This window comes from Oligoflexia bacterium (assembly GCA_034439615.1).
GTDB lineage: Bacteria > Bdellovibrionota > Bdellovibrionia > JABDDW01 > JABDDW01 > JAWXAT01.
This window is the reverse complement of sequence record JAWXAT010000051.1, coordinates 23,139-42,840: the sequence shown is the minus strand read 5'-3', so window position 1 is coordinate 42,840 and position 19,702 is coordinate 23,139. Positions and strand designations below refer to the sequence as shown.

Annotated in this window: 12 protein-coding genes; all 12 read left to right on the top strand. The window is 38.2% G+C overall.

Annotated features, from left to right (window positions below; translation table 11 throughout):
• Positions 1-10 precede the first annotated feature (10 nt).
• The 12 genes from SGI74_12695 (at position 11) to SGI74_12640 (ending at position 19,623) form a co-directional block, all read left to right on the top strand.
• Complete coding sequence (locus SGI74_12695; GenBank protein ID MDZ4678354.1) at positions 11-781, top strand: SIS domain-containing protein; 771 nt, start codon at positions 11-13, stop codon at positions 779-781.
• 164 nt (positions 782-945) lie between these two features.
• On the top strand, positions 946-3,690 hold the full coding sequence (locus SGI74_12690) for an AAA family ATPase (protein ID MDZ4678353.1): 2,745 nt from the start codon (positions 946-948) through the stop codon (positions 3,688-3,690).
• Between the two features lie 147 nt (positions 3,691-3,837).
• Complete coding sequence (locus tag SGI74_12685) at positions 3,838-8,097, top strand: hypothetical protein (GenBank protein MDZ4678352.1); 4,260 nt, start codon at positions 3,838-3,840, stop codon at positions 8,095-8,097.
• A gap of 159 nt (positions 8,098-8,256) precedes the next feature.
• A complete protein-coding gene (locus SGI74_12680) occupies positions 8,257-9,102 on the top strand; it encodes a hypothetical protein (protein MDZ4678351.1) in 846 nt (281 codons plus the stop codon).
• Positions 9,103-9,145: 43 nt separating this feature from the next.
• Entirely contained in the window at positions 9,146-10,255 is a 1,110-nt protein-coding gene (locus tag SGI74_12675; GenBank protein ID MDZ4678350.1) for a TIGR04552 family protein, read from the top strand.
• Between the two features lie 6 nt (positions 10,256-10,261).
• Positions 10,262-11,020 (top strand): hypothetical protein, encoded by a 759-nt coding sequence (locus SGI74_12670; GenBank protein ID MDZ4678349.1) that lies wholly within the window; start codon positions 10,262-10,264, stop codon positions 11,018-11,020.
• 3 nt (positions 11,021-11,023) lie between these two features.
• On the top strand, positions 11,024-11,782 hold the full coding sequence (locus SGI74_12665; GenBank protein MDZ4678348.1) for a lysophospholipid acyltransferase family protein: 759 nt from the start codon (positions 11,024-11,026) through the stop codon (positions 11,780-11,782).
• A gap of 1,351 nt (positions 11,783-13,133) precedes the next feature.
• Complete coding sequence (locus SGI74_12660; protein MDZ4678347.1) at positions 13,134-14,138, top strand: hypothetical protein; 1,005 nt, start codon at positions 13,134-13,136, stop codon at positions 14,136-14,138.
• A gap of 90 nt (positions 14,139-14,228) precedes the next feature.
• Entirely contained in the window at positions 14,229-15,086 is an 858-nt protein-coding gene (locus tag SGI74_12655) for a 3-hydroxybutyryl-CoA dehydrogenase (GenBank protein ID MDZ4678346.1), read from the top strand.
• A complete protein-coding gene (locus tag SGI74_12650; GenBank protein ID MDZ4678345.1) occupies positions 15,086-15,868 on the top strand; it encodes an enoyl-CoA hydratase-related protein in 783 nt (260 codons plus the stop codon). Before SGI74_12655 ends, SGI74_12650 begins: the two co-directional genes overlap by 1 nt.
• Before the next feature lie 3 nt (positions 15,869-15,871).
• Positions 15,872-19,087, top strand: a complete 3,216-nt coding sequence (icmF, locus tag SGI74_12645; GenBank protein ID MDZ4678344.1) for a fused isobutyryl-CoA mutase/GTPase IcmF — start codon at positions 15,872-15,874, stop codon at positions 19,085-19,087.
• The gene (locus SGI74_12640) at positions 19,084-19,623 is read left to right on the top strand and encodes a redoxin domain-containing protein (protein MDZ4678343.1); all 540 of its coding nucleotides are present in this window, start codon (positions 19,084-19,086) and stop codon (positions 19,621-19,623) included. The genes icmF and SGI74_12640 overlap by 4 nt, the downstream gene beginning before the upstream one ends.
• Positions 19,624-19,702: the final 79 nt, after the last annotated feature.

Sequence of the window (19,702 nt, the reverse complement as noted above, 5' to 3'; positions counted from 1 at the left end):
AGCGAGAACTATGTCAGCAGCTGATGGATACGTAAAAACCGTAACAGAAAAGATTGAAAATCTTTTAGCTACACAAAAACCTGTGCTCGAAAGTGTGGCACTTGCGATTTTTAAAAGTCTAACTTCTGGTGATGATGCCAATTCTTTAAAGTGTACTCCAAACGTTTGGCATCTCTTTGGTGCTGGGCATTCGCACATGGTGGTTGAAGAAGCATTTCATCGTGCGGGTGGGCTAATACCAATTAACCCATGGCTTGAAGAGTATCTCATGCCCCATGCAGGTCCTTCGCGTAATGGGCCACTTGAAAGACTTTCAGGTCTTGCTAAAGTAATTTTTGATTTTTATAAGCCACAAGCAGGTGAAGTGATTACTATCATTTCAAATTCAGGAATCAATGCCACGAGCGTTGAAATGGCAGAACATGCTAAAAAAGCTGGCCTTATTACTGTGGCAATCACGAATATCGAGCATTCTAAAAAAACTTCCAGCCGACATGTCAGTGGCAAAAAACTCTATGAACTTTGTGACCATGTTATTGATTCAGGTGGCATACCAGGTGATGCAGTTGTAAAAATTCAAGGTCTAGATGTTCCTGTGGGGCCACTCTCAACTATTTTAGGGTCAATCACGGTAAATTATTTATCTGTGAGAGTTTGTGAGTATTTTTCTGAGAGTGGTAAAGTGGCCCCTGTGTATCTTTCTGCAAATTTACCAGGAGGGGATGAGCGTAATAAAAAACTTGAACAGCAATACAAATCCCGTATCTCGCGCCTACAGTAACCAGCGAATTTTAATGATGCCTTAACAATTGACACTTCTGAAAAATCTACTTTAAAAATCGAATTTAGCGACTTAAATGACTGTTTAAAAACTTTGAGTGAGCATGTGTATTGCATTGGTTTTTCTGCAGATTCTTGTGACACATAATTTATTCGGGGAGTTTAATGAAGGCTCAAAAATTACTCATTCTCTTAATCACAGTATTTTCAATCAATGCACTCGCAATACTTGAGCCTCCTGTTCGAAGATTTGTTTATAAATTTCCTAATGAGAATAAACTGGTAAGTGTACCTGGCTATGGTGTTTATTTTTTGCCAAGATCTGCTCCAACAAACGCTGTTCCTCTTGATCCAAGTGCACTCATCGTGCATGGAAAAATTCTACGAGTCGCAGTAAATGAGCAGGTAGAATCACAACTGCTTTTTGATAGTTGGATTGCCTCTAAGATTGTATCAAATCAAGTTTCAGAAATATCAAATTACCAGGCACTGGCTATTAAACAACGCGGTACTTTTGTATTTTTTCAAGTAGGAGATGAACTTCATTTTGTAAACCAAAATGGAAATCATGTAACACTGCCGATTTCTCAAGCGACATATCCCCATGAAATCGTAGGTGGGCATAAAGTCGGAATGAAAACACATGTTGAGTACAAACAAGTAGGTAATGTTAGTTATAAAATTATAAGTATCGTTGCAGGTAAAAACCAAAGTGATGTTTTTTTAGTTAGAGATGATGGAGCGAGTATTCAGTTGGGTACAGTCAAATCAATAAAAAGCCCAAAATCTACTATTATACCACTTGGGACACTAAAAATTACCGACGGCAAAAAATCAGTAACCACAAGTGAAGGTTTGAGTGTTGAAGGTTTAGCAGAAGTTTTTAATTTAGACGCGTGGAACCCACAGAAGCATGTCCCTAGTCAAGTCGGTTATACCAAAAGTGAATTAGATGAACGAAAAAGTGAAATTCAAAAAACTTTTAAAGATGCTGGAGTTGTACAAAGACCTCAGGATGTATTACCTCTAGAAGAATCAATGGATGTGGGTTCTGAAAAACCAACGGATGATCCAAAAGACCCATATATTAAGACGGAAGATAATAAATGGATCAAATCTTCGGTCATAATCAATGAATCATTTATTAATTTATCAAAAGAAATCAGTACAAGTAATAAAATATTTGATATCTATGAACCCCAAGAAATTCAAGCCCTACGCAGTGTGCTTCTCTACAAGCAAGCAGGAAGTGCAATTGTAATCGGAGAACCTGGTTCAGGCAAAACTGAACTAGTTCGAAGTTTTATAAAAATGGTTTTGGATGGTAAGTTTCCTGAAATTTCAAAAGACACAAAATTTATTCAGATCAATGCCACTGATTTTGATGCGGGCTCAAAATGGAAGGGCGTAACTGAGTTACGTGTTAAAGCCCTTATTGCATATGCAAAAGTAAACGATGTTATTTTTATTTTTGATGACATGCATTCACTTAGAGGTGGCGGCACTCACTCAGGTCAGGCTAATGACTTTTTTGCGCAAATAAGTGCAGAATTAGCAAACGGCAAAGTTCGTTTTATCGGTACAACAAATCATGATGGCTTTAAGAAAAGTCTTGCTGGTGATAGAAGTCTTAATCGCCGGATGAGACAAATTATTAAAAAAGAAATTCCACAAGAAAAAATGCTTGAAGCACTTCATATGTGGGCAGAAAAAGTGGGGTATCAACCACTTTCAAATGAATTAAATCAACATGTCATTTATGTCGCAGGTGAAATCGATGCCATCGGTACAGTTTTAGAGCGTGCAAGTAGGCACTTAGAGGCCGTTTACGCATATGCACAGCTAGAATCAGTGCCAGTTAATCAAATCACTAAAAAATATATAGAAACCATTGCTACCAAGGTAAAACAAGTCAATGCAGATGAATTTGACCCTCAATTTAGAATCAACAAAGTTAAAACTACACGTGAAAACCTAGATCATTATGTTAAAAATTATACTGACGTAAAAGACGCTGTTATTGACGATCTTATATTGGCGTTAACAGGTTCTCAAGATGCCTCAAAACCTCGTGGCAGGCGCATGTTTGTTGGGCCTAAGGGAGTGGCAAAGACTTGGTTTGCAACACATATGACTGATGGTTTTGTACGTATCAATATGAGCGAATATGGTGCCGGTAAAACGTCAGATGATTTACTCAATACAATTTATGAAGCAGTGCTGAAAAATCCTTACGCACATTTATTTTTTGATGAAATTGAAAAAGCACACACATCAGTGCAAAACACTTTACTCACGATGATGGATAGCGATCATTTTTATACAAAGGCTTCACTAGATGGTTCGCAAAGTAGAGTTAATCAAGTGTCAGTAAGAGTTGATATTCGTCGTGTGACTATCACTTTTGCTTCAAATGCTGGGCAAAAATTTATTAATGACTGGATCAAAAAATCTCAACCTTCAACTCAAAGTACAATTGGCTTTTCGGCTGCAAACAAAAAAACAAAAGAGCTAGTAGATAAAGAAATCGCATTACCAACTGAAGGGCAAATTCGAAAAGCTGTAATTGAAGAAGGTGTTTCTGAATTTCTTGTTGATCGAATGACAGGAGTACATGCATTTTTTCCACCCAAAAATACTAAAGAAGTGCGTGATATTTTAGAGCTTAAACTTAATCTTTTAATTGAATCTCAGGCAAAGGCTAAGGGTATCAAATTTTTAGTTGCAGATGCCAAAAGCCTTTTAAGTAAGTTTGCGGCGAAATATTTTTCTGAACAGATATCTTTAAGAGTTCTTATAGATAATTTTGAGCGCGAAGTGAGACTTGATATTGCTAAAAGAATTCTCCCTCATGTGGGGGGTGCACTGCCTAGTTGTATTACTCTACTTGACGCTGCAAGCCGCCCTTAAGCTTGTAATTGGCATTTTTGCCAAAAACTTCGTCATCGTTAATTTCTAAACTTTGCGTAAGTGGCGGAAATTTAAAGGGCTTTAAGTGGCATAGGTCTTGTATTTGGCTAAGCATTCATACTGGGACGCAAAAGTGCGGGAGAAAGAATGACCATTAAAAAACTGATTATTGCCATTCTAGTTCTTACAATATTTCTTACAGTTCAAAAGAGTGCGCAGGCAGGAGATAACTCAAACGACGTGAACGGAAATATACCTGTCGTTTACGAATTTATTAATGGTGCACAACTTATTTATAACTTCAACGCAGGGGCTGAGTTAGATGAAGTAAGTTTTTTGGACCCGCGTACTAAATTAGTTTATACGATTTTTAAAGGTCAAATAAATACGGCAACTGTAAATGTGAATTACCCTGATCCTGAGCATAATGCCTTACAGAAGGTAAATGGTAATGATATTATTTTTGGTGTACGTAATAGTGGTGAGTACATCCAAGTTGCAGTCAATGATCAATATTATGTTGTGAGTTTAGATGGTTCAGTTTATCCAGTTCCTTTTAGTCGAAATGTAAAACCTGAAGGCATATGGAATGTTCAAATTGCCAGAGGTACTAGCGAAAGTGTTACGGTAATCTCTCACCAAACTAAAGAAAAAATATATTTTGCTGCTATCAACAATCGTACTCAGCGTGTTGAAACATTTGAAATGGCCGTGAGTAGTGAGAAGAGTCGATTTAAAATAAATTACATCGCTACTCTTAGTAATGATCGTCAACTCACATTTTTACGATATCACGAACAAACAGGTACATACATTACTTACCAAGATGGCCACGGGCAAAACGCGCCAACACTAGATATTCTAAAATTCACTGAAGACTTACCTTTCACACCTGAGGTGGTAAGAATTCGAAAGGCCTCACCAAACTATCAGTCAAAAGTACGTGGACAGCTTAATCTTGATAATCGTTTGTCCTATGTAGCTAAAGAATTAGGCGTTAATCCTGAAGAGCCTTTTAAGGACGAATCTGATGGATCTCGCTTAAAGTCAGCTGATAAGAATGCTGATGCTAATAAGAATGGTGATCAGGACGTTATTCAAGATGCAGTTCCAAATACAAGAGACAATAAAGAACTTCTTAAAAAAGAGTTAGATGCTTTTACTGCGATTTTAAATAAACGAATTATCGGGCAGCCTGAAGTTATAGCGGCTGCAAAAAAAATTGAAATTAGAAATTATATCACTCGTTTCAATCGAGAGTTGCCAGAGCTTCTTTTATTTATGGGATTACCTGGTACTGGAAAAGACACAGCCACTGAAGCAATTACCGATGCCATGTATAAACGCGATAAGGCGTACAAAACACATTTGTTTAGATTGCCCGTAGTCACTGGAAAAGAAGATATGACTTCATTAACGGGCTCATCTACGGGGCATATTGGTTCAGACGGTGTTACCTCTCTTCAGAGATTCTTAGCAGCTCATTCTGGAGGGCGTTATCAAATAAAAGTTGAGAAGAATCCTCACGGTAAAACAGAAGAATCTATTGCCGAGAATCCTGAATGGCAGGGCTCAGAAAAAGTACTTGAAGGTCAACGACCTGAGCGTGCAGTTATTTATATTTCTGGATTTGAGCGTTGGTCAAAATCTATGAAAGATTCATTTTTAAAAGAAACTCTTGATCAAGGTTTTGTGCGAGTTAGCAATTCGGTTAAAGGTGGCGTAGATAAAATGTATGTCCCTGTTTTATACATCATCGCTACCAATGAAGGTTCAGAGCTTTTGACCGCTCGAGAACCCGACGGCAGACGCTATGGCGCCCCCCTTAATTATGACGAGATGATGGTTAAATGGCCAAATGTTAGTAAGAACTACGGCCGCCTTCGCGATAGTTTGATGGAAACTAATCACATTGAAAATACTGGTGGAAAAGCAGAGCATGCGCCTGGTATTTCACAAGATCTGGTTAATCGCTTTCAAAATTGGCAAATGCTTTTGTTTAGACCACTTTCAGTTAAAGATTTACAAACTATCACGAGACAAAAATTAGAGAGTTTAAACGTGCGTTTAGGTGGTGCAAAAGCACCTGTTCTTTCTTGGTCAAATAAACTTGTCGCATTTTTACAAGAGTATCAATATGTCGCAGAAGATAATGCAAGACCTGTTATTGATCGCATCACATCTTTTGTTGAAGACCCACTCTTTGAGGCATTTTCTGAAGGTAAAATTGAAATGCCTACAGCTAGATATCCAATTGAATTAGATATCACTCAAAATCCAGATCGCACCTACTCACTCGTAATTAAGCGAGACAATATTAAGACTGAGCTAGTGCTTGAAGGTACATTGCATGAGCGAGAAGCTGTGCGATTAACTGATGCACAATTGCGAAAAATACTTACTTTAGGTGAGCGTCTAAAAAAACGCGTTTTTGGTGCTGAAGTTGTAATAGATGAGATCGCAAAAGCTGTAGTTTTAACTCAAGAGCGTCGCGGTAATAACAAAAATACAGTTAATGATAATAAAGAGGCAGTAAAAGTTTTTGGATTATTTGGCCCAACTTCAACCGGAAAAACTGAAACTGCAAGATCTCTCGCTATTGAACTTTATGGCAATGAAAAGGCTATGCACGCTTTTGACTTCGGTTCTGTCACTAACAAAGACGATTTAAAAGTTAAAATATTAGGCCAAAAAGTTGGTGATAAAGTAATTAAGTCTGAGTTCATGAAAATCTATGATCGTACTGAAGGTAATTTCATGGCGACTTTAGACGAAATCGGAAATGCACCACCTTGGGTGTTAAGTGCTCTATTTGATATTCTTCGAGAACCCACGGTAAGAACTTTTGCTGACGGCAAACCACGATCCATGGGTAATGTGACCCTCATCATGACTGCAAACATCGGGCAAGAGTGGTATTCACAAATTCCAACACATATACCTCAAGAACAACAGCAAGCTGCGCGTGAAACTATCTATAAAGAATCAGTTAAGTCTGAATCTATTAGAAGAGCTACGATATATAAAAGTTTGTCAGAGCCAATGGCTGCGCGAATTGGTTTTGAGAATATGTTTTTTTACTCACCAATAAATTACAAAACTATTCGTGAACTTTCACAGTTAAAATTATCACTTGCCCTTGAAGATTTAAAAATTACAGAGGGGCGACGTGGTTGGGAAGTGCTTTTTGCTAGCCCCAATGATTATTTAGCCACGGTTAAATTAATTGAAACTGAAGGTTTTGTTATCAAAGATCAGGGCGCATCAATTGATCATTTTGTTAAAAAAATCAGAGATGAATTAAGAGTATTCTTGTTGAGTAAGAATGTTCCATTAGGGTCAAAAGTTGTGCTTACAGCACTTCCTATCATTCCAAAAGACAATAAATTTAAATACAAAATTCAGACACCATCTGGTGTGTATGTTCTCTCTCTTGGAATGAGAACATTGCAAGAGCATGTGAAAATGACAGATTCCGTGCATATCATGACGGCCTATCATGAAGCGGGACATGAATTAGTAAGGCGTGTTCTTTTTGGCAAAAAATTTCAATCTCAGCGTCTAACAATAATGCCAGGTGTTGCTGAGATCATGGGGCAATGGATTGTTTATCTGGGGCTTGCTCAACACGAGAAGAAAGAATATTTCAAACAAGGCCTTGAAGCCGTTATTCGTGACATGGCTGTGAATGCAGGTGGTTATGTGGCTCAAATGCTGATTGACAAACACGGTGGTCATGACGCAGGTAAAAGTAATGACATGGAACAATCTATGGAGTTAGCAGTAGATACTGTTTTACGTTCAGGTTTGTCAGAAGCTTGGGGTAAAACTGCATTGCCTCATGGAAAATCAGTAAATGAATTTCTTCAAACATTATCTGACGCTGATCGCAAACTCTATCAAACTGAAATTCGAAAACTTTTTGTTGAATCAGAGCTCTTGGCAAGACAGGTATTGTTAAATAATTTTGACTCAGTACTTGCGCCACTTGCACTCACCATTGCTAAAGAGGGTGATCTAAATCAAGAACGTATTGAAAAATTCTATCAAGAGTATGATTCTAAAATTGATTACAAAAGCCATATGAAGCTAAGTAATCGCTGGTACGCGATGGCTCAACTAAAGATGAGCGAGTTACGTAACTTCTCGTTAAACCCAAGACGTAGCCTTGATCCTGAATTTAAAGCTGGGGTGCCATTACCTTTGGGTGTTGCGCGCATTAAAGAAATCACAGATAAAAGGCGTGATGATCTCGTAAACCAAGTTGTGTTTCCTGAGAATATTCCACTTCAAAACGGAAAAATGATGGATCTTAACTCTGCTAGAGAAAAAGCACTTGTAGCTTTATCGGGCAAAAATAGCTGTAAGGCAAAGCTCCAGGGGCTCGCAAAAGGTTTGACTTTATAAAAACTTCGCTATCAAACGCTTTGACACCTGACTAACGACATTAAGCGCGTAAGCTTTAGAATGATGATTTTGAGCCTTCAAATCTAATATAACCCATTTAAACACATAAAATCATGGCCCATCCCTTGCGATAGTCTTTATACGTAAGAGGAGAAAGTTATGAGACAACTCGTACTTGTATTTGCCATAGGATTAGCATTATTTCAAACCGCCTGCCCGAGCCCCAAAAAAGCGGCACCTGATTTTACTGGCCGAGTGGGTGATTCAGGCCCTGATCGAGCAACGGGCGTAGACAATGGAATCGTCAGTGGTCAAAGACCACCTGTGACGGCCTCTATGACTGAAGCAGTTTGGGGTGAGATAAAACCTTCTCTTGGACCAACGGGAATAAGATTTACCAGCGGACAAGCAGGCATTGCTGATGAGCATGAAATTGTTCGATGGTTTTTAAGTACAGATTTAGCCCCTGAAAAAGTGGGGAGTACTTCAGCTACCCCTGCAGTTCCTGATGCAAAAGGACTTGGATGTGGTACGCAAAATTCAACATACGGAATGCTTAATGCAAATTGCGCCATTGGCTTTAGTGCAGCTGGTAGTGATAATCAATCGACCATTATTTTTGCTGGTAATAAAACCCTTAATGACGCAGTGGCCACACCTCAAGGTATCGCAATTCAATCGGGTAAAGTCTCGATTGTGTTTTGGGATAGTCTTAGTGGAATCAATGGCAACACGGCCATTCCTATTACAATGCCAGTTGTTCAAGGGCTCGTTAAGGGAAATTGTCAACAAGACACATGTTTGCAAGGGCAGTCGTCAGTCTATTTACTACTTAAAGATAATTTCGGAAAAGTCGAGATTAATGGTGAAATCATCGGTAATCAACTCAATGCTATAGTTACATTTGAGAACACAGTGAATAAGCCAAATCCAACTCTCGGTGGAGCAATTGGTAAGTTAGGAACGGGTAAAATTAACGCCTGCAAACTGATGCGCTGCCGCTAATCTCTTTGTTGAATTGAGCTATGGTTTTAAGTACAGTCTTGGTGTGGCGGTCAATTTAGATTTTCCTAAACAACTTATGAAAACGGTTATCGGTGGTTTTAGTACCATTGATATTCCAAGTCTTGATTTTCATTCACTTGAAGAGGCTGGAGAATTTTTAAAATCATACGGATATGATCTTTCAAAACCTGAAGAAGACGATGCCATCTGGAAAGTTTTTGATCAAACCATAGAAATGATGCAGAAGTTTATTCTCGAACCTGATGAAAAAATTCCTGATGTTTTAGCATCAAAAGATAAGGTTCAAGATATCAGACGCCTTTTGTTATATGCCAGCACACGAGATCATGCTCAAAATATTATGCAACTTTGGTCATGCGCTATTTTAAGAGTAATGCATTGTGTGGCTCACGTTGAAAACGATTTATTTTTTAATTACACATCAGAAATTCAAGACCAGATTCTTAAACCCGTACAATCCCGCGTTGTTTCGCTGCCCCACGGTGAACTCTATTTGGGAAGTAAAGATGACGTAGATCAAATTCCGTTGATGAAATTTGAAGTTAAAGCATTTAAAGAAAAACACAGCATGGTTATTAAAACTTTAAGTAAACCTGAGACTGTGGCTATTGATATTTTTGATAAGATGGGTTTGCGTTTTGTTACGGGTTCAGTTTTTGATGCATTTCGCGTCATTAAGTATTTAAGACTTCACAACGCTATTTGTTTTGCTAACGTGGTGCCAAATCAATCGCGAAATACTTTGTTCCCGACGAATCTGTTTTTAGAAACTATTGATGAGCTTATTGAAACTAAAAAACCAATTGAAGCAGAAGAAGTTGAGGCAAAGCTAAAAGCTCTTATGAGTTCAGAGGCTCATCGAGGGAAATTTAGAGAAAAATTTAATCCGTTTAGTGATGAAGGTTATCGGGTAGTAAAATTTATTTGTCGACAACTTATAAAAATAAAAACAAATACCGGAATGCTACGGTTTTTTTACCCTTATGAAATTCAAATCATGGATTATCAAACATACGTTAGTAATCTCTCTGGTACTGCCGCCCATGGTGAGTACAAACGTCGTCAACGAAAAGCTGCTAGAGATCGTGTTCTGGGTGAAATCTATTTTTCACCAGAAAATTCTGGAACCTAAAATACTATGAGTAAAAAATTACTTATTGCTGTAGCAATTAATGAAGAATTCAAAACTCTTAAAAAATTAATGACCGATAAAAAAACTCCAAAAGGTTATAAACACCCCATGTGCTCAGGTCTACTGAGCGGTTACCCAGTCGATGTTGTAATGACTTCTATGGGTATGCAAGCCTCAGCAACCGCAGCATTGGCTGTCATGAATAGTGATGCTTATGTCGGAGTTCTTGTGCTTGGTTATTGCGGTGGGCTTTCGCTTAATTTACAAGTTGGTGATGCAGTAATTCCAAATAAGGTTATCTCTTCTCTTGATCAATTTGTTTTTAATATGGATTTAACACTTGTAGAAGATATGGGAAAATCCATGATTCAAGAGGGCCTAAAGTATCGTGCAACGAGTCTCACCACTCAGCCGTTGGTGTTAGAAACACCTAATGATAAGGAAAAGCTTTTTAAAGAATCTGGCGCTGAAGCTGTGGATATGGAAACCGCTGAGATTATTCGTGTTGGTAGAAAACTTGGTCTTAAAACAGCGGTTATGAAAATAGTCATAGATGATGTTGGGCAAGAGCTTCCACATTTTAACGAGTATTTTAAAAAAACCGGAAAAATGACTCAGCTAAATGTGACTCAAGTATTACTTAGACAGCCCACTCTAAGTTTAAAACTTTCTCAAAATATGAAACATGGGGCAGCGGTTTTACAAAACAGCGTTCCAGGGCTTGTAAAAGTAATTTGTCGGCATTGGAAGATTAACCAGGATTAAAAAGTGATTTTTAAATTATTAAGTTACCCGCGTGCACTTTTTAATCTATTCTTTATGCCAGCTTTTACATTAATTTGCTCACTTTATGCTTTATACATTGTTTCATTTAAAACGCGTAAAGATTTTGAGAATCTTTCACGTAAATGGGCAAAAGTTATTTGTTATCTTTCGGGCATTAAGCTCCATGTTAAAGGTAAAGAGAATCTTAAAAAATATCCTTCCATGATATTAGTCAGTAACCATTTAGCCCTTCTTGATATTCCTGTTTTATTTTTAGCGCTTCCAATTTCATTTCGTATGGCTGCAAAAGCTGAGCTTTTTAAAATTCCACTTTTTGGCGCAGCTCTTCGGGCCTCAGGGATGCTTCCCATTGCGAGGGGTAACCCGCAAGCGGCACATGCTGTTTTAAAACAAACTTTAGAGAAATTTAATCGTAAAGAAAGCTTTTGGATGGCTCCTGAAGGAACACGTTCTAAAACCGGTACGGTCGAAAATTTTAAACTTGGTGCTTTTTATCTAGCCATTGAAGCAAAACAGCCGATTGTTCCAATTTGTATTTATGGTACTCAGTTTGTTTTACCTAAGAACTCAGCCTTCACTAATTGGGGAGTTTGGAAGCAGGACGTTTATGTTCATATTCTAACTCCTGTGGACGCAGAAAAACAGGGGATAGACGGGCGTTACGGTTTGCGAGATTTCGTAAGAGAGGCCATTGTGAAGGAGTTTTCTCATTTGCAAGCTTCCAAAACTTTCCGCCATTAGTTGACATAAGTCTGATTTCATCTTTATTTGAATTTTTCGCTGAACTTAAAGTAATGACTATCGCATTAGAATTATCATTTAAATCTATATCAGTTAGTCTTAGATTTTGAGGGGTATAACCTTTAATTTCAGTTATTTTAGAAATAATTTTATCCCAGCGCAAATAGGGTTGAAAACTTTCGCCCTGGTTTTGGCTTCGATAATGCCCGACATAAATATCGCCATTATTTGCGATGGCCACTGGAAAGTTTTGATGTCCGAATTCAGAAATTATTTGCCAATTTTTATCATCAGTAGTTAGAAAAACTCCTTGGGCTGAGGCGAATTTAATAAGCGGCATTTGTGGATGTGCTGCCATATCATAAAGACCTCTATCAAAAAGTTCTTTCGTTTCTAGAGTAGATTTGGCAACTTGTAGTTGCGTTGGGTGTTGATTAAATAGCCACCAAACGTGGCCATGCTCAGGAGTTTTTGATTTCACCCATTGTGTTGTGTGATGATCTGTAATTTGAACTTTTTGACCAAATTCTAAATTGTCAGTTGATGTTGAGTTTTGAGGTTTAGTTTTTATTTTGATAATTGCAAAATCAGTATCTAATTTTGAAAAAACGTGATGAACACTCACCCAGCCTATTTTATTTCTATACTTTATTTTGACCCACGAATTATTTTTTTCTAAACAAGTTACTTTTCTTTTTTCAGGAATTTCATAAAGTGTTTTAGATTTTATATCTGGCGAAAGTTTAAAGTGCGTTTTTTTATTTGTAAGCATAAAGCCTAAATCATGGGGATGTGCTTTCAAGAAATTTTCACTCACCCAGCCTGAGATTTTTTTATTTTTTATCAATACCCAATGATCTTGTTGTGAAATGATTTCTACGTCAGTATTCTTCTGAAACACACCTGCGGGCAATCTGTTTTCTTGAGGTATTTTTCTATAGGGCGTTGTTTCTAAAAGTAGAGCGCGTTTACTTAAATCAATGGCATTGTAGATGGCCTGTCTTGGTACCAAACCCTCGTGGTTACTCCAACGAATTTTAAGCCAAGTTTTTGAAATGGTAAGACCTGTCATATCCAGGTTTTTTGGACTGCTTTCCCCTGACGGAAAAGGCGAGTCATGGAATCGATAAACGGGTACTGCACTTGCGAGGCTTGTCCATAAAAGTATGGCGCCGAGAGTCAAAAGCATGCATGAGTTGATATCAAACTCTTTAGTTTTTCTCACAATTCTTCCTCTTAGATGAGGAATGCATAAACAAGGCCTAGGGTAGTGTGATTAAATGGCTTTAAACATTGCAGTTAGGCAAGTTTTGCCCTTGCCTCGGCATATATTGCCGCAAATAATAAGGTCATGATCAAAGTGTTTCAAAAATCCGTAAGTGTTTTATTTGTTTTTTGCTTATTTTTTTCTACACAGCTAATTCAAGCTGCTGAAGCTCTAAAAGTTGAATTTGATGACATGTTTTTTCAATCTCAAGTGCACGTCCAAGAACCTTCGTTAGGTGGTATAGATCCGCTTTTATGGCGTGTGGGTTTCACGAGTCGATTTGTGCAATGGGCTCACATCAAGGCCTCTGTAGGGGCGAGTCAATTGCTTTATCGGCCATATTGGGCAGCGCCAAACGCTGAGTCAGTGAGCATGACAGATGTTACGGGTACAATTCATACCTATTTTGGAGACATTTACGCAGGTCAGTTTCGAATTCCCTGGGGATTGCAATCTCAAGATGAAACAGAATTATGGCTCCCTCGAACTTTACTTTATGAGCGTGGTTTTTTTCCGCTAAGAGATACAGGTGTGGGTTTTCATGTTGATCTTGATGGGCACTACATGGATCTCGCTGTACACAACGGTGAAGGTGCAAATCTCACTTCAAATCAAGACAATCGTGTTTTTGTCACAGGACAATGGGGGCTCAAAGGCCCGGCACATAGTAACTTAGGTTTGAGTGCAACATCGGGTAGGTTTATAGCTATAGGAACGCCTTATGAAACACGCATCAGAGGTTTAAACGCATTTTTTGGATTTAATATTTTTGGTTTAGGCCTTCAATTAGAAGGCTCGATTTTTCAAACTTTTAGCCAAATTGAAAACACAGATTCTTTAATTTGGCATGCCGATTTAGAGCATCCAATATTTGAGAATATTAATTTAATTGGTCGTTATGAGCAGTTAAATCCAAATACTAAAGTGGTTTCTAATGTCATGGGCCGTGGATATTTGGGCGGGGAATATCACAGCAAAGATAACGTCTCGCGCCTGTTTCTATTCTTTGTGAAAAATAATGAAAGTATTAGAGAGAATCCCAATGACATGTTTTTACTCATCTGGCGATTGGCTCCAGCAGCTCAATAGAATTTGACACGCTGAACATAAAGATATAGTTCTAAGTGAAAGTAATTTAAGCGGAAATTCAAAAATAAGTTTGTCAAAAAGGAGTCCTTCATGGGGCAAATAGTTGGCGTATTGGGTGCGGGGCAAATGGGGAGTGGAATAGCGCAAGTGCTCGCAGGTACTGGGCATGATGTAATTCTCTTTGATCTTTATCCTGAGGCTCTGAGTCGAGCCATAAACACTATTTCATCAAGTTGTGATCGTTTAATTAAAAAAGAAGCCTTAACTTTAGCGCAAAAAGATGAACTCTTAAAACGCATCAAAACGTCAGATGACTTTTCGGCATTAAAGCCATGCGATATCGCTATTGAAGCTGTGACAGAAAAAGAAAGTCTGAAGCTTGAAATTTTTAAAAATCTAGATGCCACTGTAAAACCAGGTGCGATTTTAGCAAGTAACACGAGTTCAATTAGCATTACAAAAATTGGTTCAGTGACCAAACGACCTGACAAGGTTGTGGGGATGCATTTTATGAACCCAGTACCCGTAATGAAACTTGTTGAGGGAATTCGAGGGCTAGCGACTTCTGATGAAACATTTGCTGTAACTAAATCTTTGGCAGAAAAAATGGGTAAAACATTTGTTGAGGCGAGAGACTTTCCTGGTTTTATAGTTAATCGAATTTTAATGCCCATGATTAATGAAGCTGTTTATACATTTTTTGAAGGTGTGGCTGAACCTTTGGCCATTGATAATGCCATGAAACTAGGAACCAACCAGCCTATGGGGCCACTCGCATTGGCTGATTTTATTGGCCTTGATACTTGCTTAGCAATTATGAATGTTCTCCATGATGGGCTTGGAGATAGTAAGTACCGAGCTTGCCCACTTTTAATTAAATATGTTGAAGCTGGTTGGCTTGGGAAAAAAACAGGTCGTGGATTTTACAAATATGAGGGTGCAAAATAATGGCTTTTGAAACAATTTCTTATGAAAAAGTAGATGGTGTTGGCGTTTTAAAAATCAATCGTCCTAAAGCGCTTAATGCTTTAAATGAACAAGTACTAAAAGAACTTGATACTCAACTTGATGAAATCGACACAGATCGCGATTTACGTGCCCTTGTTATTACAGGAGCCGGTGAAAAAGCATTTGTAGCAGGAGCTGACATTGTAGCCATGTCTGAAATGAATTCTGAACAAGCTGCAGCTTTTTCAAAACTTGGACAAAGTGTTTTTAGACGTCTTGAAATATTAAGAATTCCTGTGATTGCTGCCGTCAATGGTTTTGCCTTAGGTGGTGGAACAGAGCTTGCTTGTAGTTGCGATTTTATCTATGCCTCTGAGAATGCCAAATTTGGTCAACCTGAAGTACTTTTAGGTTTGATGCCAGGTTTTGGCGGCACACAACGACTTGCACGTTTTGTAGGTTTACCCCGTGCTCGTGAATTGATTTACACGGGTGAGCAAATAAATGTTCAACAAGCATTGGAAATGGGTTTAGTTAATAAAGTATTTTCTAAAGAAACTCTTTTAGATGAAGCCCTTAAAACAGCTAAAATTATTTCAAAGCGAGCCCCTCTTGCAGTGACTGCAAGTAAAGAAGCCATTAATGATGGTTTTGATGTGGCTATTGATAAAGGTTTAGGCTTTGAACTAGATCTCTTTGGAGAGTTATTTGATTCACAAGACGTTAAAGAAGGCACAAAAGCTTTTACTGAAAAACGTGAACCAAAATTTACTGGTGAATAAAAAATGAAAAACAATGTGCGTATCATTACAGCCGCTAGTCTTTTTGACGGTCATGATGCGAGCATCAATATTATGAGACGCATCTTACAAGCAGGGGGTGCTGAGGTCATTCATCTCGGGCATAATCGCTCTGTTGTAGATATCGTCAATGCTGCTATTCAAGAAGATGCCCAAGGAATTGCCATTAGTTCGTATCAAGGTGGGCATATTGAGTTTTTCAAGTACATGGTGGATCTCCTTAAAGAAAATGATTCTTCCCACATCAAAATATTTGGTGGTGGAGGTGGGGTTATTGTTCATAGCGAGAAAAAAGAATTAGAACAATATGGTGTTACTCGCATTTATCATCCTGATGACGGAAGACGTATGGGTTTAGAGGGGATGATCAATGATATTCTTAACGAATGTGACTTTGATGTTCTTAAAGTAAAAAAAGATTTTTTTGAAAAGAAAAAGCTAAAACTGTCGTGGCCACAAGAATTATCCAGAGTAATCACTTCAATTGAAAACGTAGATAATAAAGAAAAACCTGATTGGATCACTGCACTCACAAAGCGTGAAAAAAAACCTCTCGTTGTCGGAATCACAGGCACCGGTGGTGCGGGTAAAAGTTCTCTCACTGATGAACTCATTCAAAGATATTTAAATACATATCCTGATATGAAAATAGCAGTCATCTGTGTAGACCCCACCAAGAAAAAAACTGGAGGTGCCCTTTTAGGTGATCGCATACGCATGAATTCACTTTCAAGGCCCGGTGTTTTTATGCGCTCCCTTGCCACTCGTGGAAGTTTAAGTGAAGTTTCAAAATCTCTAAGTGATGTCATTGGTGTGACTCAGCATAGTGATTTTGATTTGGTTTTTGTTGAAACTATCGGAATTGGTCAAGGTGATGTGGGTGTTACTGAGTTTGTAGATTTGTCTTTATATGTGATGACCAGCGAATATGGAGCTCCTTCACAATTAGAAAAAATCGATATGATCGATTTTGCAGACATCATTGCCATAAATAAATTTGATCGTCGAGGCTCTCCCGATGCATTACGTGATGTTCGAAAGCAATATCGACGTTCGCATAAATTATTTGATAAAAATCCCGATGACGATCTTCCGATTTTTGGAACCATTTCATCACAATTTAATGATGGTGGTGTTAATAAGTTGTTTACAAAGTTATGTGGGCTTTTAAAAGCTAAAGGTTTTGAAGCTAAAACAAATAATAAAGAGCTTTTGACCAGTCATCGCCAAGTTATTATTCCTATGGAAAATCAAAGTTACCTTGCTGAAATTGTGAAATCTGTAAAAGAATATAAAAAAAATTCTGCTGAAATGGCAAAAGCTGCGTCGTTAGTTGGAGCTATCAGTCAAACCCAAGAGGCTTTAAAAGATCAGATGCCTGGCAATTTTGCGCTTGATAAGTTAAAAGACTTAAAAAGTAAAATTGAGCCCGAAGTATTAACTCAACTTGAAAACTGGCAAAATCTTATTTCAGAATATTCAAAAGACGAACTCGTTTATAAAGTGCGAGATCGAGAAATTAAAATTCCACTCACTGTAAAAAGCTTATCTCAAACAAGAATTCCAAAGGTTTCTGTTCCCAAGCTTCGAGATTGGGGTGATAGGCTTGAATTTTTAAGAAAAGAAAATGTTCCAGGGAGATTTCCATTTACAGCAGGTGTGTTCCCGTTAAAGCGTGAAGGTGAAGACCCACGTAGGCAATTTGCGGGTGAAGGAACACCTGAGCGAACCAATAAACGGTTTCATTATCTTTGTCGTAATGATCAGGCAAAAAGACTCTCTACAGCATTTGACAGTGTCACTTTATATGGTGAAGACCCCCATGAGCGATTAGATATCTACGGGAAAGTCGGCGAGAGTGGTGTGAGTATTTGCACTTTAGAAGACATGAAAAAACTCTATAAGGGTTTTGATCTTTGCGACCCTGCTACAAGTGTAAGTATGACGATCAATGGCCCTGCTCCAACGATATTAGCTTTTTATCTCAATACAGCGATTGATCAAAAAGTAGAAGAATTTGAAACAAAATTAGGTAAAAAAGCTACAGAGTCAGATCGTCAGAGAATAAAAAAAGAAACCTTAAAGCAAGTTCGAGGAACAGTTCAGGCTGATATTTTAAAAGAAGACCAAGCTCAAAATACTTGTATTTTTTCAACAGAGTTTTCTTTAAAAGTCATGGGCGATGTTCAAAAATATTTTGTTCAAAATGATATCAAAAATTATTATTCTGTAAGTATCAGCGGTTATCATATTGCGGAAGCAGGTGCTAATCCCATTAGCCAACTGGCATTTACGTTAGCCAATGGTTTCACCTACGTTGAGTATTATCTCAGTCGTGGAATGAAGATTGATGATTTTGCGGCCAATTTAAGTTTCTTTTTCAGTAACGGACTTGATCCTGAATACGCAGTGTTAGGTCGCGTTGCAAGACGGATTTGGGCTGTAAGTATGCGTGAAAAATATGGTGCTAATGAGCGCTCACAAAAATTAAAATATCATATTCAAACCAGTGGTAGATCACTCCATGCTCAAGAAATAGATTTTAACGATATTCGAACAACACTTCAGGCGCTTTTTGCAATTTATGATAATTGTAATAGCCTTCATACAAATGCATACGATGAAGCCATTACTACTCCCACTGAAGAAAGTGTGAGGCGTGCGATGGCAATTCAAATGATCATCACAAAAGAATTAGGCACATCCAGAAATGAAAATCCTAATCAAGGTAGTTATTTTATGGAAGAACTCACAGAGCTTGTCGAAGAGGCCGTTTTAAGTGAGTTTAGTCGAATCGCAGAACGTGGTGGGGTGCTGGGTGCCATGGAATCTCAATATCAACGTGGTAAAATTCAAGAAGAAAGTATGTTTTATGAAACCCTAAAACATACAGGCGAATTGCCCATCATCGGTGTAAATACATTCGTGGATCCTAAAACTTTAGCCGAGGGCTTCACCCCTGAGCCTATTTCAATGATTAGAGCATCTGCTGCTGAAAAACAATTGCAGATTAATTCCCTTAGAGATTTTCAAAAAAGACATATCACGCAAGCTCCCTCAGCCCTTGAGAAACTTAAAAAAGTAGCCCTCGATGGTGGAAATATTTTTGAAGAACTTATGTCTGCATCTCGCGTTTGTTCACTTGGTCAAATCACACACGCACTTTATCAAGTAGGCGGGCAATACAGGAGATCATTATGAAAATTTTAGAAGCGGGGATGCAGTGTCCTGATTTCAGAGAGACCACTATAGATGGTAGAAATATAGATTTGGGAGCTAATCCTAGACAGAAGTTTTGGTTAATGTTTTATCGTTATGCTTCTTGCCCGCTATGCAATTTTCATCTTGCAACTGTCATGCAAGAATATGCGCAATTAAAAAAGCGAGGAGTCGATGTCGTAGCCATTTTTGAATCAGAAGAAAGTAAATTTCCTCCTAAAATGAAGCAGGGCATTCTTTCGACGTTACCAATGATTTCAAATCCTGAAAAAAACTTATATGACCTGTACAGAGTCGGTAAAAGCTTAGGCGGTGTTTTACACCCTAAGGTTTTGGGGTCACTCGTAAAAGCGGTTGCGGCCGGTCACCCACAAGGTGTGCCTGATGGTCAGCTCACCCAGTTAACTGCACATTTTCTTATTAATCCTGGTGGCATTATTCACACAGCTCATTACGGAAAAACGATTGATGATAATATTTCTTGGGGCCGCGTAAAGCAGTTTGCCGCACATAGCTGAAAAAGTGCCGAAAAATGGCTTTGGGTGACATAAAAATCCTTTAAATTACCGATGGTTACGCGTTGTAGTTGATCTTGTT